General features: G+C 71.2%; 21 protein-coding genes and 4 pseudogenes. 7 read left to right on the top strand and 18 right to left on the bottom strand.

The window, feature by feature from the left end; translation table 11 throughout:
* Positions 1 to 63: 63 nt before the first annotated feature.
* The 7 genes from AC2CHE_RS07745 to AC2CHE_RS07715 are packed head-to-tail and all read right to left on the bottom strand — an operon-like array spanning position 64 to position 5724.
* Positions 64 to 780 (bottom strand): RibD family protein, encoded by a 717-nt coding sequence (locus AC2CHE_RS07745; protein WP_484504199.1) that lies wholly within the window; start codon positions 778 to 780, stop codon positions 64 to 66.
* Entirely contained in the window at positions 777 to 1418 is a 642-nt protein-coding gene (locus tag AC2CHE_RS07740) for a GTP cyclohydrolase II (protein WP_484504198.1), read from the bottom strand. The genes AC2CHE_RS07745 and AC2CHE_RS07740 overlap by 4 nt, the downstream gene beginning before the upstream one ends.
* 11 nt (positions 1419 to 1429) lie before the next feature.
* Entirely contained in the window at positions 1430 to 2392 is a 963-nt protein-coding gene (locus AC2CHE_RS07735; protein WP_484504197.1) for a lysylphosphatidylglycerol synthase domain-containing protein, read from the bottom strand.
* Between the two features lie 59 nt (positions 2393 to 2451).
* On the bottom strand, positions 2452 to 3276 hold the full coding sequence (locus AC2CHE_RS07730; protein WP_484504196.1) for a methyltransferase domain-containing protein: 825 nt from the start codon (positions 3274 to 3276) through the stop codon (positions 2452 to 2454).
* Complete coding sequence (locus AC2CHE_RS07725; RefSeq protein WP_484504195.1) at positions 3273 to 4307, bottom strand: glycosyltransferase family 4 protein; 1035 nt, start codon at positions 4305 to 4307, stop codon at positions 3273 to 3275. Before AC2CHE_RS07725 ends, AC2CHE_RS07730 begins: the two co-directional genes overlap by 4 nt.
* Before the next feature lies 1 nt (position 4308).
* Positions 4309 to 4740, bottom strand: a complete 432-nt coding sequence (locus AC2CHE_RS07720; protein WP_484504194.1) for a 6-pyruvoyl trahydropterin synthase family protein — start codon at positions 4738 to 4740, stop codon at positions 4309 to 4311.
* Between the two features lie 3 nt (positions 4741 to 4743).
* A complete protein-coding gene (locus AC2CHE_RS07715) occupies positions 4744 to 5724 on the bottom strand; it encodes a zinc-dependent alcohol dehydrogenase (RefSeq protein ID WP_484504193.1) in 981 nt (326 codons plus the stop codon).
* Between the two features lie 59 nt (positions 5725 to 5783).
* Between AC2CHE_RS07715 and AC2CHE_RS07710 the strand changes: the two are divergent.
* Positions 5784 to 8385 (top strand): annotated as a pseudogene (locus AC2CHE_RS07710) (CDP-alcohol phosphatidyltransferase family protein).
* 109 nt (positions 8386 to 8494) lie between these two features.
* Here the strand turns inward: AC2CHE_RS07710 and AC2CHE_RS07705 are convergent.
* Positions 8495 to 9538, bottom strand: a complete 1044-nt coding sequence (locus tag AC2CHE_RS07705) for a TRM11 family SAM-dependent methyltransferase (protein ID WP_484504192.1) — start codon at positions 9536 to 9538, stop codon at positions 8495 to 8497.
* Between the two features lie 334 nt (positions 9539 to 9872).
* On the opposite strand from AC2CHE_RS07705, the gene AC2CHE_RS07700 reads away from it, so the two are divergent.
* Positions 9873 to 10703 carry an NPP1 family protein gene (locus AC2CHE_RS07700; RefSeq protein WP_484504191.1) on the top strand — a complete coding sequence of 277 codons (831 nt, stop codon included), beginning with the start codon at positions 9873 to 9875 and terminating at the stop codon, positions 10701 to 10703.
* 58 nt (positions 10704 to 10761) lie between these two features.
* Positions 10762 to 10878, top strand: a pseudogene (locus tag AC2CHE_RS07695) (esterase family protein); the annotation flags it as partial.
* Positions 10879 to 10949: 71 nt separating this feature from the next.
* Here AC2CHE_RS07695 and AC2CHE_RS07690 read toward each other — a convergent pair.
* The 4 genes and pseudogenes from AC2CHE_RS07690 to AC2CHE_RS07675 all read right to left on the bottom strand — a co-directional run.
* Positions 10950 to 12083, bottom strand: a pseudogene (locus AC2CHE_RS07690) (MFS transporter); the annotation flags it as partial.
* Between the two features lie 379 nt (positions 12084 to 12462).
* Positions 12463 to 13368 carry an ion transporter gene (locus AC2CHE_RS07685; protein ID WP_484504190.1) on the bottom strand — a complete coding sequence of 302 codons (906 nt, stop codon included), beginning with the start codon at positions 13366 to 13368 and terminating at the stop codon, positions 12463 to 12465.
* Between the two features lie 131 nt (positions 13369 to 13499).
* The gene (locus tag AC2CHE_RS07680) at positions 13500 to 14531 is read right to left on the bottom strand and encodes an extracellular catalytic domain type 2 short-chain-length polyhydroxyalkanoate depolymerase (RefSeq protein WP_484504189.1); all 1032 of its coding nucleotides are present in this window, start codon (positions 14529 to 14531) and stop codon (positions 13500 to 13502) included.
* A gap of 252 nt (positions 14532 to 14783) precedes the next feature.
* Positions 14784 to 15053 carry a hypothetical protein gene (locus AC2CHE_RS07675; protein ID WP_484504188.1) on the bottom strand — a complete coding sequence of 90 codons (270 nt, stop codon included), beginning with the start codon at positions 15051 to 15053 and terminating at the stop codon, positions 14784 to 14786.
* Between the two features lie 384 nt (positions 15054 to 15437).
* On the opposite strand from AC2CHE_RS07675, the gene AC2CHE_RS07670 reads away from it, so the two are divergent.
* Together AC2CHE_RS07670 and AC2CHE_RS07665 are read left to right on the top strand one after the other, a co-directional pair.
* Positions 15438 to 16316, top strand: a complete 879-nt coding sequence (locus tag AC2CHE_RS07670) for a helix-turn-helix domain-containing protein (protein WP_484504187.1) — start codon at positions 15438 to 15440, stop codon at positions 16314 to 16316.
* A 1-nt stretch (position 16317) separates the two neighbouring features.
* The gene (locus AC2CHE_RS07665; protein WP_484504236.1) at positions 16318 to 16506 is read left to right on the top strand and encodes a DUF397 domain-containing protein; all 189 of its coding nucleotides are present in this window, start codon (positions 16318 to 16320) and stop codon (positions 16504 to 16506) included.
* Positions 16507 to 16592: 86 nt separating this feature from the next.
* On the opposite strand, the gene AC2CHE_RS07660 is transcribed toward AC2CHE_RS07665, so the two are convergent.
* The 4 genes from AC2CHE_RS07660 to AC2CHE_RS07645 all read right to left on the bottom strand — a co-directional run bounded on the left by AC2CHE_RS07660 (position 16593) and on the right by AC2CHE_RS07645 (position 20881).
* Positions 16593 to 17372: a M15 family metallopeptidase gene (locus AC2CHE_RS07660; RefSeq protein WP_484504186.1), complete on the bottom strand. Its 780-nt coding sequence runs from the start codon at positions 17370 to 17372 to the stop codon at positions 16593 to 16595.
* Positions 17373 to 17412: 40 nt separating this feature from the next.
* Positions 17413 to 18594, bottom strand: a complete 1182-nt coding sequence (locus tag AC2CHE_RS07655; RefSeq protein WP_484504235.1) for a D-alanyl-D-alanine carboxypeptidase family protein — start codon at positions 18592 to 18594, stop codon at positions 17413 to 17415.
* Between the two features lie 163 nt (positions 18595 to 18757).
* A complete protein-coding gene (locus AC2CHE_RS07650; RefSeq protein WP_484504185.1) occupies positions 18758 to 20077 on the bottom strand; it encodes a D-alanyl-D-alanine carboxypeptidase family protein in 1320 nt (439 codons plus the stop codon).
* A 78-nt stretch (positions 20078 to 20155) separates the two neighbouring features.
* Entirely contained in the window at positions 20156 to 20881 is a 726-nt protein-coding gene (locus AC2CHE_RS07645) for a MerR family DNA-binding transcriptional regulator (RefSeq protein ID WP_484504184.1), read from the bottom strand.
* 176 nt (positions 20882 to 21057) lie between these two features.
* Between AC2CHE_RS07645 and AC2CHE_RS07640 the strand changes: the two genes are divergently transcribed.
* A complete protein-coding gene (locus tag AC2CHE_RS07640; RefSeq protein ID WP_484504183.1) occupies positions 21058 to 23331 on the top strand; it encodes an ATP-binding cassette domain-containing protein in 2274 nt (757 codons plus the stop codon).
* Positions 23332 to 23467: 136 nt separating this feature from the next.
* Here the strand turns inward: AC2CHE_RS07640 and AC2CHE_RS07635 are convergent.
* Positions 23468 to 23647, bottom strand: a pseudogene (locus AC2CHE_RS07635) (protein-tyrosine phosphatase family protein); the annotation flags it as partial.
* Positions 23648 to 23705: 58 nt separating this feature from the next.
* Here AC2CHE_RS07635 and AC2CHE_RS07630 point away from each other — a divergent pair.
* Complete coding sequence (locus AC2CHE_RS07630; protein WP_484504182.1) at positions 23706 to 24401, top strand: carbon-nitrogen hydrolase family protein; 696 nt, start codon at positions 23706 to 23708, stop codon at positions 24399 to 24401.
* Between the two features lie 30 nt (positions 24402 to 24431).
* Here the strand turns inward: AC2CHE_RS07630 and AC2CHE_RS07625 are convergent, their stop codons facing one another.
* Positions 24432 to 25949, bottom strand: a complete 1518-nt coding sequence (locus AC2CHE_RS07625; protein ID WP_484504181.1) for a serine/threonine-protein kinase — start codon at positions 25947 to 25949, stop codon at positions 24432 to 24434.
* Between the last annotated feature and the right edge of the window lie 32 nt (positions 25950 to 25981).

The following is a 25981-nucleotide window of genomic DNA, read 5'->3' as shown; positions in this document are numbered from 1 at the left end:
GAGACGCGGGATGCTCCGCTACACGCCGCACGGGACACCGCGCGATGCCGCATCGGGCGACCGTCAGTCGGTCGACGGCGCCTCGCAGCGTTCGGACAACGCATAGCGGGTGAGTACCACGTCACCGATCTGGCGCGCCTCCACCACCTGCGCCCGCCGGCCGGCGTGCCACGGGAAGTGACCATCGCCGACGAACCTCGGCGCCCGCCGGTCACCGACGAAGAACGGGGCCACCACCAGGTGCAGCTCGTCGGCGAGGCCGGCGGCGAGGAACTGGCCGTGCACGCCCGCGCCGCCCTCCACCAACAGGCGGCCGACACCCCGCTCGGCCAGGTCGGTCAGCATCCGCCGCAGGTCGACCGGATCACCGGCGTCGACCACGGTGGCCAGCGCACCCAGCCGGTGCCGGGTCTTCTCGACCGCACCACTGGCGCTGTAGACGATCCGGTCGGTGTCACCCACGGTGAACAGCCGGGCCTCGGGGTCCAGGTCGCCGCAGCCGGTCACGGACACCCGGATCGGCGATGCCGGCAGGCCACGGGCGACCCGTTTGGCCCGACGACGGTCGCAGCGCACCAGCAACCGGGGATCGTCCCGGCGAACGGTGCCGGCGCCGACCAGGATCGCGTCGCAGCCGGCCCGGACCTCGTCGACCCGGTCGAGATCCGCGTCGTTGGACAGCAGTAGCCGCTCGTCGGTGGCGTCGTCGATGTAGCCGTCGATCGAGGTGGCGCAACTGAGCAGCACGTACGGCCGGGCGACCCCGGGCGGGCCGGTCACCGGACGCAGGGAAGGTCGGCGGCGCGGGCCGCGCGGCTGGCCTTCGCCGCGAGGTAGTCGGCGTTGGCCGGGGACAGGAAAACGCCGGTCGGCATCTGCTCGGTCACAGTGATCCCGAGCCGCTCCAACTGCTCGGTCTTCTCCGGGTTGTTGCTCAGCACCGCGATCGGTCCGACGCTGAGCGCGGCGAGCATCTGCGCCGCCACGGTGTAGTCGCGTTCGTCCTCGGCGTGACCGAGCGCGACGTTGGCCTCGAAGGTGTCCAGCCCCGCGTCCTGCAACGCGTACGCGTCCAGCTTTGCGTACAGCCCGATGCCCCGACCCTCCTGGCGCAGGTAGAGCAGGTAGCCGCCGACCTCGGCGATGCGCTGCACCGCCTCGTGCAACTGCGGCCCGCAGTCGCAGCGCTGGCTGCCGAACACGTCGCCGGTGAGACATTCGCTGTGCGGGCGGACCAGTGGCACGTTGCCACCGCGTTCGGCCGCGGCGGGGTCGCCGAGGGCGAAGGCGAGGTGCTCCCGGCCGTCGACCAGCCCGTCGAACGTGAACAGCCGGGCCGTGGTGGTGTAACCGTCGGGAAACCGCAGCGGCACGGTGACCTGCGTCCGGATGGTGGCGACAGGCAGTGATTCGGACATGGGTCTCCTCGTCAGACGGTGGCGGGTACACGGATACGTCGGGCCAGCAGCACGGCGGCTCCGGGCAGGCTCGCGACGAGCACCAGGGCGCCGTACACCGTCGCGGTGGCCACCCCCTCGGCGGCGGTCAGGCCGGCGGCGGCGAACGCCCACGCGGCCACCCCCTCGCGGGGGCCGAACCCGGCGACGTTCGCCGGCACCCCCATCGCGAGCAGGGCCAGCAGGGTCAGCGGCAGCAGCAGGGTCAGCGGGGCGGTGGAACCCGCCGTGCGTGCCGCCACCAGGAAGGTGGCGAGGTGCCCGGCGACGGCCAGCGCCGAGGCGAGCAGCACCCCGGCCCAGGTACGCCGGCCGAGCAGCCCGCGTCGTACGTCCGATACGGCGGTACCCGACGCGCGCGCCCACCGGGAGGCACCGGACTGGGGCAGCAGCCGGGCGGCCAGCACCACGGCGCCCAGCGCCGCCACCGCCACGGCGGTCGCCACCGGCAAGAACGGGCGCACCGGCGACGGGAAGGCGAACAACAGCACCACGGCCACCGCGACCAGCACGAGCTGCCCGGCCATCCGTTCCCACACCACCGCCCGGATGCCGCGTCCGACGTCACCCACGTCGCGGCCGTGCCGCACCGCGCGGTGCACGTCACCGAGGATCCCGCCGGGCAGCGTCGCGTTCAGGAAGATCGCCCGGTAGCAGTGGGCGACCGCCTCCCGCAGTGGCAGCCGTACCCCGAGCCCGCCCGCGACGAGACTCCACCGCCAGGCGGCGCAGACGGTCGTGAGGACACCGATGGCGAGCGCGGCGGCCAGGGCCGGCACGTCGATCAGCCGCAGTCCGGCCAGGAACGGACCGGTGCCGAACCAGCAGAGCAGCCCGACGAGGACGGCCAGTCCCAGCAGCAGCCGGGCCCAGCCCCAGAACGACCGGCCCACCGGGGTCGCCGTGGGCGCGGCGCCGCCACCTTCGTCCCCCACTCGCGCCTCCCCGGCATGACGATCTTTCCCCGACTGTACGCAGTTGGTCGGCTGCCGGTTCAACGCGGCAGCGCCAGCAGGTCGACGTGACCGACCAGTACCCCGAGCCGACCGGTTTCAGCCTCCGCCAGCCGACGGCGGGCGTACCCGTCGGTGCGGGCGGTCAACTCGGGGCGTTCCTCCCGGGCCGCGTCGAGCCATCCGGTGAACCACTCCGCCGCCAGGGCGGCCTGCTCCGGACCGAGCAGCCAGGGGCTGAGGCGTAGTTTCACGTCCACCCCGTGCCGGGCGAAGGCGGCGGCGCAGGCGTCGACCGCGTCCGGCCCGAGCAGCCGCCGACCGCCGACGGCACGACGCTGGTGCGCGTTGAAGGCGACGGTGACCTCGTCGTCCAGGGGATCGGCCGGGGTCAACCGCACGGTGCCGGTCACCGAGATCAGGAAGAGTGCCGGGCAACCCGCCTCGGTGCAGGCGGCGACCAGGCGGTCGAGTTCCTCGGCGGTCAACATGTCGAGCAGGGCCGAGGCGGTGACCAGGGCGGCGTCGGCCAGCTCGGCGGCGGTCAGCCGAGTCAGGTCGCCCTGACGCGTCTCGACGGTCACCGGTGCGCCGTCGGCGGCGACGGCCGGCATGCCGGCGCGGGCCCGGGCCAGCAGTTCGGGATCCTGGTCGTACAGGATCCAGTGTTGTGCGCCGGGCAGCAGCGGGGCCAGCCAGCGGCCCAGTGAGCCGGTCCCGGCACCGAGATCATGCACCACCAGGGGGCGGTGGCCGGGCAGCGCCGCCCGCAGCTTGTCGACCAGTTCGCTGGACCGGGATGCCACGTCGGCGGGTTCCCGCAGCGCGAGCCACCGCGCGAAATCCGGCGGGAGATCGATGCTCATGTCGACGCCTCCTTCAGGGCCGTGGTGATCTGGGCGACCGTGCTGTTCCAGTCGGCGAGGGTGTCCCGTCGCTGGACGGCGGCGTGCCGCAGGTGCGTGCGCAGGGCCGCGTCGTCGAGCCAGCGACGCAGGGCCGTGGCGAGTGCGGCCGGGTCGTCGGGCGGCACCAGCAGACCCGGCCGGTCGCCCGCCGCCGTCCGCCCGAGAGCGTCGGGCAGGCCGCCGACGGCGGTGGCGAGCACCGGTACGCCGCGGGCCAGCGCCTCGGTGACCACCATCCCGTACGTCTCACCGCGCGACGGGTGCACCAGCAGGTCGGCGGTGGTGTACGCGGCGGCCAGCCGGTCGCCGGCCAACGGCCCGGTCAGCCGGATCCGGTCGACGAGCCGCGCGGCGGCGCGCCGCGCACGCAGCCGGTCGACGAACTCCGGCTCCCGATGCAGCGGTCCGACGCAGGTCAGCGTCCAGTGCCGGTCGGCCACCATGGTCAGCGCCTCGACCAGCACATCGTGGCCCTTGTGTCGGGCAACTGCCGCGACGCAGAGCAGGGCCGAACCGGTCGCCGAACCGGGCGCCGGCGACGCCGGGTCCACCCCGGGCGGGGCAACGTGCACCCGTTCGACGGGCAACGGGTACCGCCGCAGCAGCGCGTCGCGGGTCCAGGCGCTGGTGGCCACCACGGCGGTGACCGCGGCCAACGCCCGGGCCTCGGTGTCGTCGTCCCGGGGCAGGTGCACCAGCGCGACCAGGCGCAACCGCCCGGAGTGGGCGGCCAGGACGTCCGGCACCACCGAGCCGACCAGGCCGTCGACCAGCACCAGCGCCCCGTCCGGCGTGCCGGCCAGCACCCGGGCCAGCGCGGCCCGCGCGGCCGGGGACGGTCGCGGCCAGTCACCGGCCACGGCGTGCTCGCGGACCGACCAGCCGGCGGCGGTGAGCCCGGCGCAGATCCGCCGGTCGTAGCCGTTGCCGCCGCTGGGTGACGCCGGGTCGTCGATGTCGCCCGGCAGGATCACGTGCAGGGTCGGCACGTCAGGCGGCACCCTCACCGACGGCGGTCGAGTCGGGCAGCGCCCGCTCGTAGCTGGCCCACGCCACGTGCGACTCGTGCAGGGTGACCGTGATCCCGGTCAGGCCCCGGGCGCCGCCGCCCAGTTGACCGGCGGCCACCCGCCCGGCGAGCCGGTCGGCGATGGTGCGGGCCAGCACCTCGGTGGTGGTGTTCTGCCCGGCGAACGCGGGATCGTCGTCGAGGTTGCGGTAGTTCAGCTCGCCGAGCACCGCCTTGAGCTGGTCGGTGGCCAGGCCGATGTCGACCACGATGCCGTCGTCGTCGAGGCCCGGTCGGCGGAAGGTGGCGTCGACCACGAACGTCGCGCCGTGCAGCCGTCGGGCGGGGCCGAAGACCTCACCACGGAAGCTGTGGGCGATCATGATGTGGTCACGGACGGTCACGCTGAACACGGTTCACTTCCCGTCGTAGGTGATGAGATGGCACAGCGCGGGCAGGTCGCCCCCGCTGAGTCGGGCGAGCACGTCGGGCAGTTCCGCGAACGGCGACCGGCCGGTGATCAGCACGTCGAAGGCCGGGTCGCCGAGCAGGTCCAGGGCGAGTGCCATCCGGTCGGCGTAGCTGCGACTGCCGCGTCGTGCCGGTGCCACCATGCCGACCTGGCTGCTGCGGATGTTCAGCCGTCCGGAGTGGAACGCGCCGCCGAGGGACAGCTGCACCGGCCGGTCGCCGTACCAGCTCAGTTCGAGCAGGGTGCCTTCCGGCGCGAGCAGGTCCAGGCCGCGTTGCAGGCCGGCGGCGCTGGCGCTGGCGTGCACCACCAGGTCACGGCCGCCGCTGGCGGTTTCGGGGGTGGCGAAGTCGGCGCCCAACGCGGCGGCCACCTCGGCGCGGGACGGATCGGTGTCGACCAGTTCCACCCGTACGCCGGGGAAACGGGCCAGCAGGGCGGTCACCGCACAGCCGACCATGCCACCCCCGATGACGGTCACCCGGTCGCCGACCAGGGGCGGCGCGTCCCACAGCGCGTTGACGGCGGTCTCCACCGTGCCGGCCAGCACCGCGCGGGCCGCCGGCACTTCCGCCGGTACGACGGTCACCGCCTCCGCCGGCACCACGTACGCGCTCTGATGCGGGTGCAGGCAGAACACCGTACGCCCGAGCAGGTGCGCCGGGCCCTGCTCGACCTCGCCGACGCTAAGGTAGCCGTACTTGACCGGGGCCGGGAAATCGCCATCCTGGAACGGGGCGCGCATCGCGGCGTACTGGCTGGCAGGCACGCCCCCGGTGAAGACCAGGGTCTCGGTGCCCCGGCTGACGCCGGAGTACCGTGCGCGGACGAGGACCTCGTCGGCGTCTGGTTCCGGCAGCGTCACCGGACGAATCTCACCCGCGCCGGGAGCCCGGAGCCAGAAGGCGAGGGCGGTACGCGTCACCGGATTTTTCTCCTTACCTGCGTCCAGACCGAACCGATCCGTCGTATTTTCCGTAGTCCCTGGTAGGGGTCGTCGATCATAATCACGGAGGCACGGTGTCCACAGTTCGAACCGGTCCGCAAATTGGGCTGATCGTCCAGATCGTGCTGCTGGCGGCGCTCGCCGCGACGGTCGGTCTCGGTGTCGCGGGCTGGCTGTCGGGCCTGGCGTACGGGGCGGTGACCTGCCTGGCACTCGTACGTGCGCTCCGTCACGCGGGCTCGGACCGACTGGGACCGGCCGACTGGGTGACGATGGGTCGCGGACTGCTCGTCGGGGCGGTGACCGCGCTCATCGCCGACTCAATGATCGGCGATCGCCCCGCGCCGGTGGCGCTGCTGGTGGCGATGACGGCGGTGGCCCTGGCCCTCGACGCGGTCGACGGCAAGGTGGCCCGCCGCACCGGGACGACCAGCGCCCTCGGCGCCCGGTTCGACATGGAGGTCGACTCGTTCCTGGTGCTGATGCTGAGCGTTCACGTCGCCCCGTCGATCGGTGCCTGGGTGCTCGCCATCGGCCTGATGCGGTACGCCTTCCTGGTCGCCGGCTGGCTGCTGCCCTGGATGAACGCGCAGCTGCCGCACCGGTACTGGCGTAAGGTGGTCGCCGCGGTCCAGGGGATCATGCTCGCGGTCGCCGCCGCCCAGGTGCTGCCCGGGATGCTGACCGCTATCGTGCTGGTGGCCGCGTTGGGCCTGCTGCTCGAATCGTTCGGGCGGGACGTCAGCTGGTTGTGGCGGCACCGACCGGTCCGGACCGCGCCGGCCCTGGTGGTGCCGGCGGTGCCGACCATGCCGACCGTGCCGATCGGGGTACGCCGGGCCGACCGGGTCGACGAGCGCGACCTGTCGACCGCCCCCGCCCTTTCGCTGCGCTGATCCGGGAGACCCAGTTGTCGATCGCCGACCCGGCGTGCCCGTCCGACGCCGACCAGTACCCAAACGCCACCGCCGACCCGCCGGTCACCAGGCGCCGTCGGATCCTCGCGCGGGTGGCCACGGCGCTCGCCGCGCTGCTGGTGCTGGTCGCGTTCACCCTGCCCAACCGGCCGTGGCAGCTGGAACCCGGCGCGTTCCTGCGGATCCCGCTGGAGGCGCTGCTGCTGGCCGCGCTGCTGCTCGCGCTGCCCGGTCGGCCCCGCCGGGTGGTGGCCGCGCTGGCCGGTGGACTGCTCGGGCTCGTCGCCGTGGTGAAGGTCGGTGACCTGGGCTTCTACTCGTCGCTGGGGCGTCCGTTCGACCTGGTGCTGGACTGGTCGCTACTGGACGAGGCGTTCACCTTCGTGGCCGAGTCGATCGGCCGGCCGGGCGCGATCGCCATCGCGCTCGGCGTCGGGTTGGTCCTGCTGGCCGTGCCGGTGCTGACCGCCCTGTCGGCGGTGCGGCTGTCCGGGTTGGTGACCCGGCACCGGACCGGCAGCACCCGGGCGGTCGCCACGCTGGTGGTGGTCTGGGCGGTGCTGGCCGCCTTCGGGGCGCGGATCGTGCCCGCCATGCCAATGGCCGACACCAACGCCACCATCCTGGTTCAGGAGCATGCCGCCGAGGTCCGGGACCGGCTCTACGACCGCCAGGCGTTCTCCAACGAGGTGGGGGTGGACCCGTTCCGGGACGTGCCCGCCGAGCAGCTGCTCACCGGCTTACGCGGCAAGAACGTGCTGGTCGCCTTCGTGGAGAGTTACGGCCGCGACGCGGTCACCGACGCCGAGTTCGCGGCCATTCCCCGGATGCTCGACGAGAGCGCCGATCGGCTGGCCACGGCCGGGTTCGCCACCCGCAGCGGCTTCCTCACCTCGCCGACGGTCGGCGGGGCGAGCTGGCTGGCACACGCCACCCTGCTCTCCGGCCTGTGGGTGGACAACAACCAGCGCTACCGGAACCTGCTCGCCACCGACCGGTTCACCCTCGGCGACGCGTTCCGGCGCGCCTCCTGGCGTACGGTCGGAGTGATGCCGGCGGTTAACCAGGCCTGGCCGGAGGGTGCCTTCTACGGCTACGAGCAGTTCTACAGCGGCCCCGACCTGGGTTACCAGGGCCCCAAGTTCGCCTTCGCCCCGATGCCCGACCAGTTCGCCATCCACCAGTTCCACGAGCGGGAGCTGGCCGGGCAGCAGGACCGTCCGGTCATGGCCGAGCTGGCCCTGGTCTCCAGCCACTCCCCCTGGACGAAGGTGCCGTCGCTTGTCGACTGGGACACCATCGACGACGGTGAGGTGTTCCGGCGGGGCATCATCGGTACGCCGACGGCGCAGGCCCGCACCGGTTACCGGCACTCGATCAGCTACACGCTGCGTACGCTCATCTCCTATGTGGAGAGGTACGGCGACGACGACACGGTGCTGGTCTTCGTCGGTGACCACCAGCCCGCGCCCGTCGTCACCGGTGAGAACCCGAGCCACGACGTGCCGATCCACATCGTGGCCAAGGACCCGGCCGTGTTCGAGCGGATCAACGACTGGGGCTGGCAGGACGGCCTGACCCCGGACGCCAACGCCCCGGTCTGGCCGATGCACGAGTTCCGCGACCGCTTCCTCACCGCCTTCGGCCCCACCCCCGCCCGCCCCCAAGCCCACCCCCGCTGACCCCCCCCACCCGCTCCGCCCCTACCCCTCTGCCGCGTTGATCATGAGGTTAGCGGCAGTTTCAGAGATCGACATCGCCGTCAACCTCATGATCAACGCGGAGGACGGGTGGGGTGGGGTGGGGTGGGTGGGTGGGTGGGGTTAGTGGGGTTAGTGGGGTTTTTGGGCTATCAGGATGTCGCGGATGATGGCCTGGTCGACGCGGTGGGATAGGGCGCGCCAGGGGCCGGTGTCCAGGACGGTGAGGCCGGCCGCGGCCAGCCGGGCGGCGGCCTCCTCCCGCCGCGCGACGTTGGTGTTCCACGAGATGCCCAGCGCGCCGCCGGGGCGCAGCACCCGTGCCCACCCGGGCACGGCGGCGGCGAGCAGCGCGAGCGGGTCACGGGCCAGGCCGGTCTCGGCGGTACGGCTGCCGTGCTGCACTCCGTACGGCGCGTCGGCCACCACGACGTCGACCGACTCCGGGCGGAAGAACTCACCGACCCGGGTGGTGTCGGCGCTCACCACGTCCACCGACTGCACGTCGCCGGCCTTGTGGGCCTCCTTCGATGCGGCCAGTTCCACCCGCAGCCGCCGCCCGACCACCTTGCGCTCCCGGCGGATCGGCCCGGACTCCAGCACGCGGTGCTTGATTCGCTTGCGCTTGAGCCAGGTGCTCAGAAACGTCTGGTACGCCTCGAAGTCCTTGCTGTCCCGGTCCAGACCGGCGGCGTCGAAGCCGTACATCATCGCCTGGTTGAGGGTGGTGCCCCGGCCACACAGCGGGTCGAGCACCCGGAACCGCCGGGTCAGCAGCTCGTCGGCCCCGTCCGAGGCGAGCAGCGTGAGGTTGAGCAGCAGCTTGGTGAACTGCTCGTTGGTCTTGCCCGGATACTTCTGGATGGTGAGCAGGTCGTCGTCGAAGCGGTCCAGCCGGGTCACCGGCACGGGCCGCAGCAGCTCGCCGACGAACTCGAAGATCGCGTACGCGCTGGAGAGGTTGCCCAGCAGCGCGGCGTCCCGCTCGCTCAGGCCCCCGGCGACCTCGAAGGTGATGTAGCGCGCCCCGCCGACGGTCGCGGTCGCCACGTCACCGATCCGCCCACCGAGCACCGCGTCGCCGAAGATCTCCAGTTCCGCCCGCGTCAACTCCACGGCCGCCCCCGAGTAAACCCGGTTACTCGACGGCAGACTGAGCACCCCATACCTCGCCACGACCGCCCACTATCCCACCCCACCCCGCGCTCCCCCGCACAACCCTCGCCGATCATGCAGGTGTGGCACCCGGAACATCTCGTTTCGGGGCGTTCGTGAGGCACCACAACTGCATGATCGGCGGAACTGTCAGGCGGGGAGGCCGCCGACCTGGGTCCGTCCCCAGCCGATGATCCGGGTGGCCGCTGGTGGTCGAGGACGACGCCTCCACACCGAACGTTAATGGGACTGCCTCGCGTTCAGCGTTGACCGGCTTCCTGCCGGCGTGAGATATAGATGCTCACGCATCAGAAAGGCGCGCCCGACAAGGCGCTCCGGCCCAGGAAGGCGACGAATGGATCCCGTGGCATCGCCGTCAACTCCCCCACCGACACTCACCACCGGCCAGCCACCGAGGTCCGACCGGCGCTGGCTGTCCCGGCTCGTCGCCGGGCTCGCCGCGCTCGGCATCCTGGTCCCGGCGGCACCGGCACACGCGAACTCACTGCCCAACCTGCCGCACAATGCCGGCGGCTACGAGTCGTCGTTCTCGCCCGCCTACGACTACGACACCGACGGCTGCTACGCCGTGTCGGCGATCAGCCCGGACGGGACGATCAACGGCGGGCTGAAGACCACCGGGGCGATCAACGGCAGTTGCCGGGACCGCTCCGATCTGGACATGTCGCAGACGTACGCCCGCTCCAAGTGCAACAACGGCTGGTGCGCGATCGTCTACGCCAGCTACTTCGAAAAGGACCAGGCCGTGCACGGCAGCGGTCTCGGCGGCCATCGGCACGACTGGGAGCACGTCATCTCCTGGGTCGACCAGGCGACCAACCGGGTCGAGTACGTCAGCACCACCCAACACAGCAGTCGGCGCACCTACCCTCGCACGCAGGTGCGGTTCGACGGCACCCATCCGAAGGTCGTCTACCACAAGGACGGCGCGTCGACGCACTTCTTCCGACTCGCCAACAACAACGACGAGCCGCCGGAGAACCATTACCACGTCTGGCACTACCCACCCGTGGTCGACTGGAACGGCTGGCCCAGCACCACGCTGCGCACCCGGCTGATGGACGCCGACTTCGGCGCCGCCACCATCAAGATCAAGGACGGCTCGTTCGAGTACCTGCTCGACGCCGCCAAGCCGGCCGGGATCCCCTTCGACCCGTACGGCTGACCGACCGCTCGGTTACCGGTTCTGGCGTTCGATGCCGCGACGGACGAGGCCACGGATGCCGGAGGCCGGGTACGACTTCCGGCTCGTACTCGGCGACGGTGGCCACAACCCCAACCACGGTGGCGTCCTTCTGCCCGACGCGCTGCGGTGGCTGTGGCGGTCGACCGACACCTGACCTACTCCACTGCTGCTGGCCGCGACGTCCGACGTCGCGGCCAGCAGCAGTGCCGACCCGGCCGCGAAGACTGCCGCGCCGAGATAGACCGTCCCGGGTGACGCATACGTCAGCGACCAGCCGAACACCGCTGCGGCCGTGACCGGTACGACGGTTTCCGCGACGGCGCCGATTCCGGTCAGCGCCCCCTGCACGGTGCCCTGCTCGTCGGCCCGGACGGTGCGGGAGATCCACGACTGCGCGGCAGCACCGGCGAGCGAGCCGAGCACACCGACCGCGCACAGGAGATAGAGCAGCCACGGCACGGACACGAACGCCGTACCGCAGAGCGAGGCGAGGCCGAGGAAGCTACCGAGCACTGCGGCGCGCTTGTCACCGAGACTCCGCACCAGCGGTCCCACCGCCTTGGCCTGGTAGACCGCGCCGGCGAGCGCGCAGACGGCCAGGACGATCCCGATCTGGGCGGTGCCGAAGGCGAACTGGTGGGTGAGGTAGAACGTCCAGGTCGACTGGTGCGTCATCCGCGCGACGTCGGCGCAGAATCTGGCGCGGGCGAGGCGACCGAGCACCGGTCGGCGCAGGACGGCAGCGATGGCACCTACCGGGTTCGCCAGCCGCAGGGTCACCGGGGTGCTCGGGTCACCGGGATGTGACTCCGGCAGGACAAACCAGCCGTACGCGGCGTTGGCGAAGCAGAGCACGGCGGCGGCGACGAACGGCAGCCGTACATCGACGGTACCGAGCAGGCCACCGAGAACCGGACCGGCGACGAAGCCGATCCCGAACGCGGCACCGATCAGCCCGTACGCCTGCGCCCGCCCCCCGGGTTCCGTGACGTCGGCGATGTAGGCGTTGACCACGGTGTCCGTCGCCGCGCAGGCACCAGCGGCAGCGTGGAACGCCAGCAGGATCCACGGGCTGGGCGACGCCGCGTGGGCCAGCCAGTCGACGCCGAGGCAGGTGAGCGACGCGAGCAGGACCGGCCGGCGGCCGAAGCGGTCGGACAGCCTCCCGAGCAGCGGCGCGACCACGAACTGAAGCAGGCCGTAGACCGAGCCGAGCAGGCCGGACCAGAAGACAGCGGCGGCGGCGTCCTCGGTGACCGAGGTCATCAGGGCCGGCATGATCGGCACGATCAGGCCGAGTCCGAGCATGTCCAGGAATACGGTGCCGAGGAGAACAGTGAAGGCGGGGACCTGGCGCATTGCGGCTCCTGAGTGGCGAGAGGGCAGGGCCCCCTCGCGACTCACGGTCTGCCGAAGGCACGGAGGATCAGGATATCGGGGCCGTCAAGCCGTTTTTGATGGTCGTCCTATGGGGTTGCCCACCGAGGGCGCGCCCGGGCGCTCTCGCCGGCATGCACCGGCATTCCGCCCGCGAGCTACGAAGTGTCGGGACCGGTTACGGCACCACCAGCGCCTGGCCCCTGCGCGGCGGGGCCACCTGGCACCCGCTCGCCTAGGCACCGGCCCCGGACTGACACGCGGAGATCACCACGGCGGGCAACGGGTACGGCCGGTGCCCACCCCCCGACGCACCTCAGCCCTCCACACAGATCACCTGCTTGAGGCGATCAGCACCTGCTCACTCCTTGCCGACCCGGCGGAGTCGGCCGTCGTCACGGTCGATGCGCAGCTCGCGTTCCAGCTCGACGATGAGCGTACGCAGGTCGTCGAGGCGTTGACTGATCGCGATCCGGTCCACCTCGTCGGGCACACCGTCCCCGTCGGAGTCGTAGCCGGGGCCAAGTCCCTCGGTCATCTCCAGTCGCCGTGCCTCCTCCATCGAGTTGACGAAGACCGCGATCAGGATGTTGAGCAGCAGATTGACGGTGATCACCACGTAGCTGCCGTAGTACAGCACCGTCCAGGGCGAGAACTCCATCCCCTGCTCGATGAGGTCGGGCAGGGTCTCCAACGACAACAGCACGAACAGCGTCAGCAGCGAGCGGCCGATGTCCCCGTACTGCTCCGGATAGACCTCGCCGAAGATCAGCCAGCCGGCCATGCCGTACACGTAGAGCGTCACCACGGCCAGGGCGAAGAAACCACCGATGCCGGGCAGGCTGCGCCACAACGCGGAGACGATCGTGCGCAGGCCGGGTGAGAACCGCACCAACCGTACGATCCGCAGCACCCGGACCACCCGCAGCAGCGCCGAGTCGCCGTGCAGGCCGGGGGCGAAGATCGCGGCGATCACCAGGAAGTCGAACACGTTCCAGCCGTGCCGGAAAAAGTCCTGCGGACGGCGGCCGTACGCCAGGATCCGGACGGTGATCTCGGCGACGAAGATCGCCCGGAAGACCCATTCCAACGCGCGCAACGCGACACCCGCCGGGCCGAGATCCGGATAGGTCTCCAGGCCGAGAACGACCCCGTTGGCGAGGATCACCACCACCATGGCGACCTCGAAGGAGCGGGACGCGGCGAGCCGGGCGCAGCACCCGAACAACGCGGCGCTGCGGGCCGGCCCGCCTCGCGGCGCGGGCACGGACGCGTTCCTCATCGTGCGGCCGGCCCCGGTGCGGACACCGGGGCCGGTGCGGACACCCACCGTGCGTCGGCGGTGTGCTGACGTACGGCAATCATGGGCGACAGCCTACGGTGCGACGAAGGCCGCGCTCAGCCGCCCAGCCGGCGCACCATGTTCATCACCGTCTCCACCTGGGCACCGCCCTTGATCGGGTAGTTGGTGGCGCCCAGGTAGCCCCACCAGTCCCAGCATCCGTTCGGATTGCTGGCTGCGGTGATGGCCTGCGGGTACAGCACGATCGTGGCGTTGGTGTCGGCGTACTGGTTGAGGTTGGCCCGGTCCACGAACGCGGTGCCGACCCGGCTGTAACCCTGGAGGCACCCGTGCAGGGCCACCAGCAGCCGGCAACTCGCGCCCGAGGCACAGGACGACGGGACGTAGGCGAAGCCGTTGGCGTCCATGCTCAGGCCGTTGGCCCAGCCATTAACCGCGAAGCTGTTCTGGTTGAACCGCACCAGCGTGCCGCCCAACGGCCCGGTGTTGGGCGGCTGGACCGACCCGAACAGTTTGCGTAGAAAGGTGTGCTGCGGGTCGGTACCGCAGTCGTTCAGGTACGGCGCGGCCGTGGCCGTGCAACCCACCGTCCCGTAGGGGGTGACCCAGCCGTGCCCGGCGGCCGAGCCGCTGTCGTACTGCACGCTGGCGCCGAAGTGCTGCTGATAGCGGACCAGGTCGTCACTGACCGACCGCTTCACCGTGCCGTCGGATCCGCCGTGGAAGACGTAGACCGGCTCGCCGGACAGCCCACTCACCGGGTCGACCCAGCCGTATCCGGCCCAGGTCCGGGTGTACGACTGCAACGTGCTCAGATATGTCGGGTAGATGTTGTCGCCGCAGCCGTACAGCGCCTGCGCGACGTTGTTCTGCGCGCAGTAGTAGGGCCCGGCGGCGAACAGCGCCGCTCCTCTGATCCGCTGCGAGTAGGCCACCTGGAGTTGGCCCGCCAGGTAGGCGCCGGACGAGACGCCGGCGACGTACACACCCGAGATGCGGTACGTCGACAGGCTGCCGGACACGGGCGTCTTGGTGTGCGGGGTGGCGGCGGCGTGGGCGGGTGCCACCGGCGTGAGCAGCAGGGCCGCGACGGCGGCGGCGACCAGCCGCGAGACAGGTCTGATCATGACGCTCCCTGGGGTTCGGTGAGCGCCGGCGGTGGTGTCGGCGTACGGCGACGCTAGCGTGACCTGCGTCACTGCCGACATGAGCGCGACCCACACCTCGCAAGGCCGCGCAGTGGTGCCGATCGCTGCTACCGACCACTCGGCGTCCTGTGACCACAAGGGAGCACCGTTGGTGATCACGGCGACACCACCGTCGAGACAAGATCTTGGACATTTTCGAAAAATGTCCAAGATCTTGCATTCGCGTTCCAGCTACCGGCCCGGGGGACTCCGCTCGACCGGTCTACCCACGTCGCACTCGTAGACGGCGCTCCAGAAGTTCGTCAGGACCGAGAGGCTGGAGCCGTGAGTGATGGCTCGGGACTCCGCACGGATCAGCCAGAAGTCGCCGTCCGGAAACACGAACGCCCAACCGATCGGCTCGTCGTCACGCATCAGGACGACGATCTCGGGCGTCGTATCCACCGGCATCTCCGGCAGATCGGCCACCTCGGCAGACCACAGTCCCGGCTCCCGGCTCACCGGCGGCTCCGCTGACTGCGTCGGCCGCTGGCGAAGGCCAATCGCCACCAGGCCGGCCGGTTCACCGATGACTGCTCGCTCGCTGTTGGTGCGGCAGGGCGGGCCCCGTTTCGGCCCGGCTGGCCATCCTGGCGGGCATATCTGGTCGCCGGCCGTAACAGGTCAATCGGTTCGTCAGGGCGTTGAAACCACTTCCGTCGGGTCATTACCGCGCCTCCCGCGAGATCGTCCAGCAAGCCTTCCACCAGCAACGATGGGCGGCAGGCAGCACGGAATGCAACGTCTCAGGGCGAATTTCGACCTCCGATATTGACGTCGTGTCAGGTGGCCCGAGATGCTGTTCCAAATGAGACACCGGCGTACGCCGAACCGAGACGAGGTGCGATGGCCGACATGGGATCTTCAGTGCCCCGGCGACAACTCGGCCGACTGCTGAGGCAGGCTCGGGAAGAGGCCGGGATAAATCTCGAGGCCGCCGCGGAAGCCCTCGAATGGTCTCGGGCGAAGATGTACCGACTGGAGAGCGGGCAGACCTCGCTGCGGACGCACGATGTGACGTTGATGTGTCAGCACTACGGCACCTCGACCGAACTTACCGAGGTGATGGTGTCCCTCGCCCGGGAAAGCAAGGCACGCGGCTGGTGGCACGCATACGGCGAGGTCATCCCGGCCTGGTTCGAGCTTTACGTCGGCCTGGAGGCATCCGCGAAGAGCATTCGGCATTTCGATCCGAACCTGGTACCCGGGCTACTGCAAACGCCGGAGTACATGGCGGCGGTGTTCGAGACTAAAGCGGACCGGACGCGTCAGGAAATTGCGCAGAAGGTCGCCCTGCGCCTGGAGCGGCAGAAGCTGCTGTCCCGACGCAGACCGACAGCGCCAACGCTGCACGCGATAGTGGACGAATCGGTGATCCGCCGACCGATCGCCGACCTGGAAGCGTGGCGCCTGCAACTCGCTCACCTGGCGAACGTGAACCAGCGGCACAACGTCAAGGTTCGGATCTTGCCGCTGTCGGTGGGACCACACATGGCGTCCGTTGCCGGTGCGTTCATCCTGCTTGACTTCCCACGGATCGGCACGCGCCCGGCGGAGCCCTCCACGGTGTACTGCGAGTCCTACACGGGCAGCCTGTACCTGGACAAGCCGAGCGAGGTCGCCTCGTACACGGAAGTCTGGTCGGCGTTGTGGGGGGTTGCCCTGGATGAGCGTGCATCGGAGGATCTAGTCAGCGACGTGATCAAGGAGAGCTACGGTGAGTGACATGCTCGATATGAAGTGGCGCAAGAGCACGTACAGCGGCAACGAGGGTGCCTGCGTCGAGGTGGCGGACAACATACCGAGCGTGGTCGGTGTTCGGGACAGCAAAGATGCCGCCGGGCCGGCGCTGTCGTTCGGCCCGTCCGCGTGGCGCTCGTTCGTCGAGTCGGTCAAGCTCGACGCGCTGCGCTGACCCGTCTTCGGAATGGAGGGGCCTACCCGTACCCGGGTAGGCCCCTCCATCGGGTCTCCGTCGCCTGCGGCGCGAGCCCGACGGCGTCAGCCGGCCGAGGATCGGGTCACCGGCAGGTCGAAGTAGGTGTCCGGCCAGGGTTCGTCGCGGTAGCGGAAGTGCCACCACTCCCGGTCGTAGCCGACGAAACCACCGTCGGTCATCAGTTGCCGTAGCTGTCGCCGGTTGTGCCGTGCGATGGGACCGACGCGGTCCGAGTCGGTGTGCGACAGCGGGTCGAAGCAGTCGAAGCCGGTGCCCATGTCGACGCTGTTGTCGGCGGAACGCTGCGCGTACGCGGCGGTGCAGGGCACCAACGGCTGACCCGGTTCGGAGCGGGCCCGGTCAGACGTTGACAGGTCGACCAGGGTGAGGTCGACGGTGCTGCCCCGGCTGTGTGCGCTGGGCGCGCCGAGATAGCCACGGTCGACCAGCTCCGTCTTGGCCACGCGAGGGTAGAACTCCGCCTTCATGGCGTCCTGCCCCGGCTGGGCGGCCCAGTCCAGAAAGTCGTCGGTGGCCCGCTGCGGGCGGTAGCAGTCGTACACCTTGAGGCTGCGGCCGACGGCGAGCGCCGCGTCCTGCACCCGGCGCAGCGCCTCGGCGGCACGGGCGGTCAGCAGGCACAGCGGTTCCTGGTAGCCGTCGACGCGGCGACCGACGAAGTTGTACGCCGTGGCGTACCGGATGTCGGTGAGGATGCGATCGTCGATAGCGGACAGGACGACGAGGCCGGGCGACACCGACGGCGACGCCGGTGGCGGTGCCGGCTGCGGTTCGTCGCTCTGCCAACAGCCACCGGTGACCATCGCCAGTGTCGCCGTCACCGTCAGGCCCACCCGGGCGAGGGGGCGCGGCGAGGTCACCTCACCGCCGGCCGGCGCGCGTCGCGGCGGTGCGGTGCCGCCAGCGACGGCGGCCGGCCAGACCGCCCGCGAGCAGCGTCACCCCGACGGCGAGGCCGATCAGGGAGGCCGACCGCAGGCGACCGGCCAGGACCGCCGCCTGCGATGTCTCCGCGCCGGACGCGCCGCCGGGCAACGCCTGCGGCGGTACGGCGGGCGGCGGCGCCGAGGCGGTGGCCGCACCCGGGCTCACCAGCACCCCCACCGAGGCCGCCGAGGGCAGCTCGAATCCCCAGTCGAGCAGGGCCGCGCCCTGTTGCCAGCCCCGCTTGTCGATCACGTCCGCACCCAGCAACGTCACCACGAGCCGCCGTCCGCCCCGCTCGGCCATCCCGACGTAGGTGTGTCGGGCCAGGTCGGTGTAGCCGGTCTTGCCGCCCAGCGCGCCGGGATAGTGGTAGAGCAGCTGATTGTCGTTGTCGATGGTGAAACCCTTGGCGCGCTGCCTCGGCTGGGCCGGGATGGTCGCCTCCCGGGTGGCCACGTAGCGCCGGAACCGTTCGTCGGCGAAACAGGCCCGGGTGATCAGCGCCAGGTCGTACGCGCTGGTGAACTGTCCGGGACCGTCCAGCCCGGAGGGCGTCGCCGCGTGCGTCTGGTACGCGCCGAGCAGTTTCGCCTGCTCGTTCATCGCCCGTAGCCCGCCGACCATGCCGTCCGCGCCGCCGCCGAGGCGGGCCAGCGCGTTCGCCACCTCGTTGCCCGAGCGCAGCAGCAACCCGAGCCAGAGCGTCTCCACCCGGTACCGGCCGCCCGCCACCAACCCCACCGCGGAACTGCCCGGCTCGATGTCAAGATCATCCGCAGTGATGGTGACGACATCGCTCGGGTCGAGTTTCGGCAGCATGGTCGCGGCCAGCAGCAGCTTCTGCACGCTGGCCGGGGTCGCGTACTCGTGCGGACCGCAGCCACCCAGCACCTCACCGGTGTCCAGATCGGCCACCAGCCACGAGGTCGCCGACACCTTCGGCGGTTTCGGTACGCCCGGGGGCACCACCAGACCGGACGTGGCCAGTCGCGGCCCGCCGACGGCCCGCTGCACCGGGTCCGGGGACGGAGCCGCCGCAGGTGTGGGGCCGGGAGCTGGCGGCGCCGAGCGCGGACACGGGACCGGCGCTGCCGCGTGGGCGTCGGCGACGGGCATCAGCGGCGTCGTCAGCAGCGCGGCAGCCACTGCCACCTTAAGTACGGGATAACCCACAATAGATGACGCTATCGGGCAAATTCCAGCGAGGCGCGCAAATCGGTCAGCACTTAACCTCGGATCCTGGCTCCACCCCCCGATCAGGGTGGTTGCCGACCTAGCCCTACTCGGTGGGGCTGGTCCGGCGGGCGACGAGAAGTGCCACGGTGATCGCGAGTACTCCGATGGCCAACGCCACCAGCATCCCCGCGCCCGGCCCGCCGGTGGCCGGGGCGGTGCCGGCCGGCTGAGCCGCAACGGCACCGGCCGGCGGCGGCGCGACCGGCGGTGTCACCTCGACCGGCCCAGTCACCGCCGGTGACGGTTCGGCGTCCAGCTCCCCCGGCTCCACCAGCCGTCCGACACTGGCCTGCCGAGGCAGCGCGAAGCCCCAGTCGAGCAACGCGGCACCCTGCTCCCAGCCGCGTTGCGGTCGCGGCTCGGCACCGAGCAGCGTGACGACCAGTCGGCGACCATTCCGCTCGGCCGCACCCACGTAGGTGTGCCGTGCGTAGTCGGTGAAGCCGGTCTTGCCACCGAGCGCACCGGGATAGCGGTACACCAGTTGGTTCTCGTTCTGGATCTCGAAGCCCTTGCCCCGCAACGCCTTCTGCGCCGGAATGCGGGTGCGCTCCGTGAGCACGTACCGCCGGAAGGCCGGATCGGCGAAGCAGACCCGGGCGATCAGGGCCAGGTCGTACGCGCTGGTGAACTGGCCGGGGGCGTCCAGCCCGGACGGGGTGACCGCGCGGGTCTGCCCCGCACCGAGTCTGCGGGCCTGCTCGTTCATCGCCCGCACGCCACCGGCCACGCCGTCGGCGCCACCGCCGAGGCGGGCCAGCGCGTTCGCCGCCTCGTTGCCGGATTGCAGCAGCAACCCGAGCCAGAGCGTCTCCACCCGGTACCGGCCGCCCGGCAAGAGCCCGACGGCCGAGCTGCCGGGGGCGATGTCCAGATCCTCCTCAGTGACCGTGACAACCCGGGCCGGATCAAGTCTGGGCAGCATGGTCGCGGCCAGCAGCAGCTTCTGCACGCTGGCCGGGGTCGCGTACTCGTGCGGACCGCAGCCACCCAGCACCTCACCAGTGTCCAGATCGGCCACCAGCCACGAGGTCGCCGTCACCTTCGGCGGTTTCGGTACGCCCGGGGGCACCACCAGACCGGACGTGGCCAGTCGCGGCCCGCCGACGGCCCGGTGTTCCGGAACGGGCGGCGGCGGCGTCGGCTTCGGCGACCGGGTCACCTTCGGCGCCACCGCCTTCGGGCAGGGCACTGCCATCGACGCGGCGGGCCCCGGCGCGGATGGTGGCGTCACGGCAACGGCCCGTGAAGCAACCGAGGTGGACGATCCGGAACCGATGGTGATCGCCGCTACACCGGGAGTCGCGGGAATCGTCACGACGGCGAGGGCGGCGCAACCGGCGGCGAGGGCCCGGATTCTCATGAACACGCAGACTAACGGCAGGACATGAATACGTCCGATTGACATCACCGCCCTGGTCCATGTGCCCGCCCAGCGGTATCAGCCGGCCAGGTGGCACAGATAGTCGTGCAGAGTCGCCGAGGCGGCCAGCCGTCGCCGGCTGCGGCGGTGCAGTTCCTGCTCGCGGCGGGCCAGCTCGGCGCGGACCCGCTGCGGGCTCCCCGTGGTCCGCATCTCGTCGAGCACCGCTGTGATGATCTCGAACGGGTACGCGCCCCGGCGCAGCAGCGTCACCACCTGCGCGACACGCTGCTCGACCTCGTCGTACACCCGGTAGCCGGTGCCCGCCTCGCGGGCCGGACGCAGCAGGCCGCGCGCCTCCCACGAGCGCAGTTGCGAGGTGCGGACCCCGACCAGGTCGGCGACGACGCCGACCCGCACCGCCCGGCGTGGCACGGCGGTGTGCCGGCGCGGACTGGTCACCACGGTCTCGAACGCGCCGAGCACCATCCGGATCTCCGCCCGTTCGCGGTCCAGTTCGGCATGGCCCGCGTCCAGCGACGCCAGCGCCGTCGGCAGGTCACTCCGGTGGACCGCAGCCATGATCTCCCGGGTACGCGTCCAGCCGTGTCCGTCGGCCACCGCGCGGGCCACCGTCAGCGCCCGCGCATGCGCGTCGGTGAAGATCCGGTAGCCGCTCGGGGTGCGTTCCACCGGGGGCAGCACACCAAGGTCAACGTAGTTGCGCACCTGTTGAACGGAGACACCCACCGTGGCAGCGAGATCCACCGCGCGCAGCCGTCCGCTTCCCCGACGATCCACCACCGCGTCAGCATAGCCCTCTCGCGTCGTTTGAGACTTCGCGCGACCAAACGGACCGGCTTCACGCTCAGGATGCCGCGAAAGTCTCCACATGCACGTTAATGAGACAATTGAATCCGGCCAGGCCATCGGAAGCCAGTTCCCGGGCGGAGTCCGTCCACGATCTGCGAAGGGTTCGCATGCAGCAGCCAGCACGTTCCGCCGCCGACAGCCACGACATCATCGAGGTACGCGGCGCGCGGGAGAACAACCTCGATGACGTCTCGGTCGACATCCCCAAGCGCCGACTGACCGTCTTCACCGGCGTCTCCGGGTCCGGCAAGTCCTCGCTGGTCTTCGGCGCCATCGCCGCCGAGTCCCAGCGACTGATCAACGAGACCTACAGCGCCTTCCTCCAGTCGTTCATGCCCAATCTCTCCCGGCCCGAGGTGGACTCGCTGCGCAATCTCACCCCGGCCATCGTGGTCGACCAGGAGCGGATGGGCGCCAACTCGCGCTCCACGGTCGGCACCGCCACCGACGCGTACGCCATGCTGCGCATCGTGTTCAGCCGGCTGGGTGAGCCGCAGGTCGGCGGTGCCGGCGCCTTCAGCTTCAACCTGGCCGAGGGGATGTGCCCCACCTGCGAGGGCCTGGGCCGGGTCTCCGATCTCGACGTCAACGAACTGGTCGACGTGGAGAAGTCGCTCAACGACGGAGCGATCACCGTGCCGAACTTCGCCGTCGACACGTGGTACTGGCAGACCATCGTCGGCACCGGCCTGTTCGACCCGGACGTCAAGCTTCAGGACTTCACCCCGCAGCAGTGGCAGGACCTCCTGCACAAGCCCGCCACGAAGATCAAGGTGGGTGGCACCAACCTGACCTACGAGGGTCTGGTCGTCAAGGTGCGCCGGCTCTATCTCACCAAGGACCGCGAGTCCATGCAGCCGCACATCCGGGCCTTCGTCGACCGGGCGGTCACCTTCACCACCTGCGCCGGCTGCGACGGCGCCCGGCTCAACGCGGCGGCGCTGTCCTGCCGCATCGCCGGGCACAACATCGCCGAGTGCGCCGCCATGCAGATCAGCGACCTGGCCGAGTTCATCCGCAGCATCGACGATCCGTCGGTCGCACCGTTGACCGTCAACCTTCGGGAACTGCTGGACTCGCTGGTCGAGATCGGTCTCGGATACCTCAGCCTCGACCGGGAGTCGGCCACCCTCTCCGGTGGTGAGGCGCAGCGGGTCAAGATGGTCCGGCACCTGGGTTCCAGCCTCTCCGACATCACGTACGTCTTCGACGAACCCACCGTCGGCCTGCACCCGCACGACATCGCCCGGATGAACGACCTGCTGCTGCGGCTGCGAGACAAGGGCAACACGGTGCTCGTGGTCGAACACAAACCGGAGACCATCGCGGTGGCCGACCATGTGGTCGATCTCGGTCCGGGTGCCGGCACCGCCGGTGGCCGCATCTGCTACACCGGCGACGTGGCCGGCCTGCGCCGCTCCGACACCCGCACCGGACGGCACCTGGACCACCGGGTACGGCTGCGGGAACCGGTCCGCACGCCTCGGGGGCATCTCGCGATCCGGCACGCCGACCTGCACAACCTGCGGGACGTCAGCGTGGACGTCCCGCTCGGCGTACTGACCGTGGTGACCGGGGTGGCCGGCTCCGGCAAGAGTTCCCTGGTGCACGGCTCACTGCACGGCCGCGACGATGTGGTGGTCGTCGACCAGGCGCCGATCCGTGGCTCCCGGCGCAGCAACCCGGCCACCTACACCGGTCTGCTCGACCCGGTACGTACCGCCTTCGCCAGGGCCAACGGGGTCAAGGCCGCTCTGTTCAGCGCCAACTCCGAGGGGGCCTGCCCCACCTGCAAGGGCATCGGGCTGGTCTACACCGACCTGGCGATGATGGCCGGCGTCGCCTCCGTCTGCGAGCAGTGCGAGGGTCGCCGGTTCACCGACGAGGTGCTCACCTACCGGCTGCGCGGGCGCAACATCAGCGAGGTGCTCGGCATGTCGGTGGCCGAGGCCCGGGACTTCTTCCCCAGCGGCCCAGCCCGGGTCATCCTGGACCGGATGGCCGACGTGGGGCTGAGTTACCTCACCCTCGGTCAGCCACTGACCACGCTCTCCGGTGGCGAACGACAACGGCTCAAGCTGGCCATCCACATGGCCGACAGGGCCGGCACCTATGTGCTGGACGAGCCGACCACGGGACTGCACCTGGCCGATGTCGACCAGCTGCTCGCGCTGCTCGACCGGCTCGTCGACGCCGGCAACACGGTCATCGTCATCGAGCACCACCAGGCGGTGATGGCCCACGCGGACTGGCTGATCGACCTCGGTCCGGGCGCAGGTCACGACGGCGGCCGGATCGTGTTCACCGGCACCCCCGCCGACCTGGTCGCGCAGGGCGGCACGCTCACCGCCCGCCACCTGCGCGACTACGTGACCGGCTGACCACCGCCGGAGCCGGTGGCGACGCCGGCCGGCTCCGGCCCCCGTCGCCTGACCGCAAATGGGTGCTCCTGCGGCGTCGACGCTGCGGACGCTGCGCATCCCGCCGGACCGACCAGCACAGCGGCGGTCGGTCCCGTTACGCCGCGGAGAGCCGGCGCAGCCAGCGCCGCTGCCAGGGCGTCTCGACCGCGCCCGGCCGGTAGGCGGCCCGTACCCAGTCGACCGCATCCTCGGCAGGCAACCCGTCGAGGATGGCCAGCGCCGCCAAGGCGGCGCCGGTCCGCCCCGTGCCACCCCGGCAGGCCACCTCCACCCGACATCTCCCGAAGCAGCCGGCACGGCCGAAGCCGGATGCGCGAGCCTATACTGCGCTGGTGTCGCGCCCGCCACTGACCATCGCCGTCGCTCAGCCCCGGTGCGTTTCGTACGACGTCGACACCAACGTGTCGACGCACGCGGCGATGGTCCGTACCGCCGCGGCCCGGGTGGTGATCTTCCCGGAGCTGTCGCTGACCGGTTACGAACTCGACGCCACACCGGTCGACCCGTCGGACCCCCGGCTCGCGCCGCTGGTCGCCGCGTGTGCGGCGACGGGGACGCTCGCGCTGGTCGGCGCACCGGTGGCCGGAGAGCACATCGCCACCCTCGCCGTGGACGGCGTCGGGGCCCGCGTGGCGTACCGCAAGATGTGGCTCGACGATGTCGAGGCCCGCCGGTTCCGCCCCGGACCGGCACCGGTCGTGCTGGACGTCGACGGCTGGCGCATCGGCCTGGCGATCTGCAAGGACACCGGGGTCGTGGCACACGCGGCACGCACCTGCGCTGCCGGCGTCGACGTGTACGCGGCCTCGATCGTCGACGCCGCAGCCGAGGCGCACGTGCCGGACCAGCGGGCGGCGCGGATCTGCACGACCCACCGGGTCGTGGTCGCGGCCGCCAGCTTCGCCGGCTCCACCGGTGGCGGCTTCACCGAGACGGCCGGACGGTCGGCGATCTGGGCGCCGGACGGTTCCGTCCTCGCCCGTGCCGGGACCGCACCCGGTGAGTTCGTGCGGACGACCCTGACCTGATCCTGGCTGATCGGCGGTGCCGGTCGGGGCTCAGTCCTCCGGCAGGTTCGCCTCGAACCGGTCCAGTACGTCGTCCACCCGGTCGGCGAAGTCAGCCGGGACGCGGCCGCGGTCCACCTCGTCGTCGAGACGCTTCCGCAGATCCTTTAGCCGCTTTTCCTGCTCCTTCGGCCGGCCGCCGGCCAGCTCGGTCAGCTCTTTACGCAGCCGGTCGGCGGCCTTGCGGTCGATCTCTCCGGTGAGCTGTGCCTCGGTGAGCGACGCGATGAGTTCGACCGCTGCCCGTCGCAGGCTCACCGGCTCCGGCCGGTTGGCCGGCGAGCTGGCGGTGGGTCGTGATGAGGCGGGCGCGGAGGAGGTCGGTGGGGCGGCCGGCGGCGTGGTGGGACTCGCCGTCGGCTGCCCGTCGCCGCGGTCGCCGAGGACGAGGGCCACGCCCATCCCCAGGAGCAGGACCAGCGCGAACGTGACCAGCGCACCCATCGGCGGGCCGCTCTGCCCCCGTCGGCCCGGCGGCCGTCCGGGTGCCGGCCGGGGTCGGCCACGGCCAAGCGGTGCTCCGCGCGTCGCGGATCGTGGGGCGACGCCGGACACGGTCTCGGGCCGGATCGTCGGCTCGATCAGGGTCGGTGGATGGTGACGCACCGGCCGGGTCTCCGGCGTCTGCTGCCCGTCGGCCGCCGGTGCGTCGACCGTGGCCGCCGCCACCCCGACGGCACCGGCGCGGAACCGGGTGGCCAGTCGGCCGGCCGTGGGGCGGCGTTCCGGATCGGGGTCGAGGCAGGCCAGCACCAGATCGGCGAGGTCGGCCGGCAGGCCCGGCACCCGCGGGGGTGCGACGGCCGGCCGGTTGGCGTGCACCCTGACCGCGTCCGGCCAGCTACGCACGGGCAGCGGGACGTCACCGGTGAGGGTGCGGTACAGCAATGCGCCGAGGGCGTACACGTCGCTGGCCGGATGGGGCGGGTCGGCGCTCAACCGTTCCGGCGCTAGGTAGGCGGGAGTACCCATCAGAGGGCCGCCCGCCGGGCGGGCGCCGGGCGACGGCGCACCGGCGAGCGCGGCGATACCGAAGTCGAGCACCTTGGCACCGTTGTCGGTGAGCATGACGTTGCCCGGCTTGATGTCGCGGTGCACCACGCCCAGACGGTGCGCGGCGGCCAGGGCGGCGGCCACCTCCGCGGCCATCCGCAGGGCCGGCCGCCAGGGCAGCGGCCCGTCGGCCAGCCGGTCGGCGAGATTCCGCCCGTCGACCAACTCCATTACCAGGTACGGCACGACACTGCCGTCGGTCAGCGCCGCCTCGCCGTAGTCGTACACCTGCGTGACGTGCGGGTGGGCCAGGCGTGCCGCCGCGCGGGCCTCCCGCCGGAGGGTGGCCCGTAGGTCCGGGTCGACCGCGAACATCCCGGCGAGGACCTTCACCGCGACCGACCGACCCAGGACCTCGTCGTCGGCGCGCCACACCTCGGACATTCCGCCGAGGCCGATGCGATCGTGCAGCACGTAGCGGTCGTGCAACCGCAGGCTGGGGGTGAACGGCGACATGGGCCCCCAGTCTGCCTGCTGCACCACCCGGC

The sequence above is a fragment of the Micromonospora sp. ATLC16 genome (assembly GCF_057196645.1).
The sequence above is the reverse complement of the archived record's forward strand: the minus strand, read 5'-3'. Positions and strand labels throughout refer to the sequence as shown.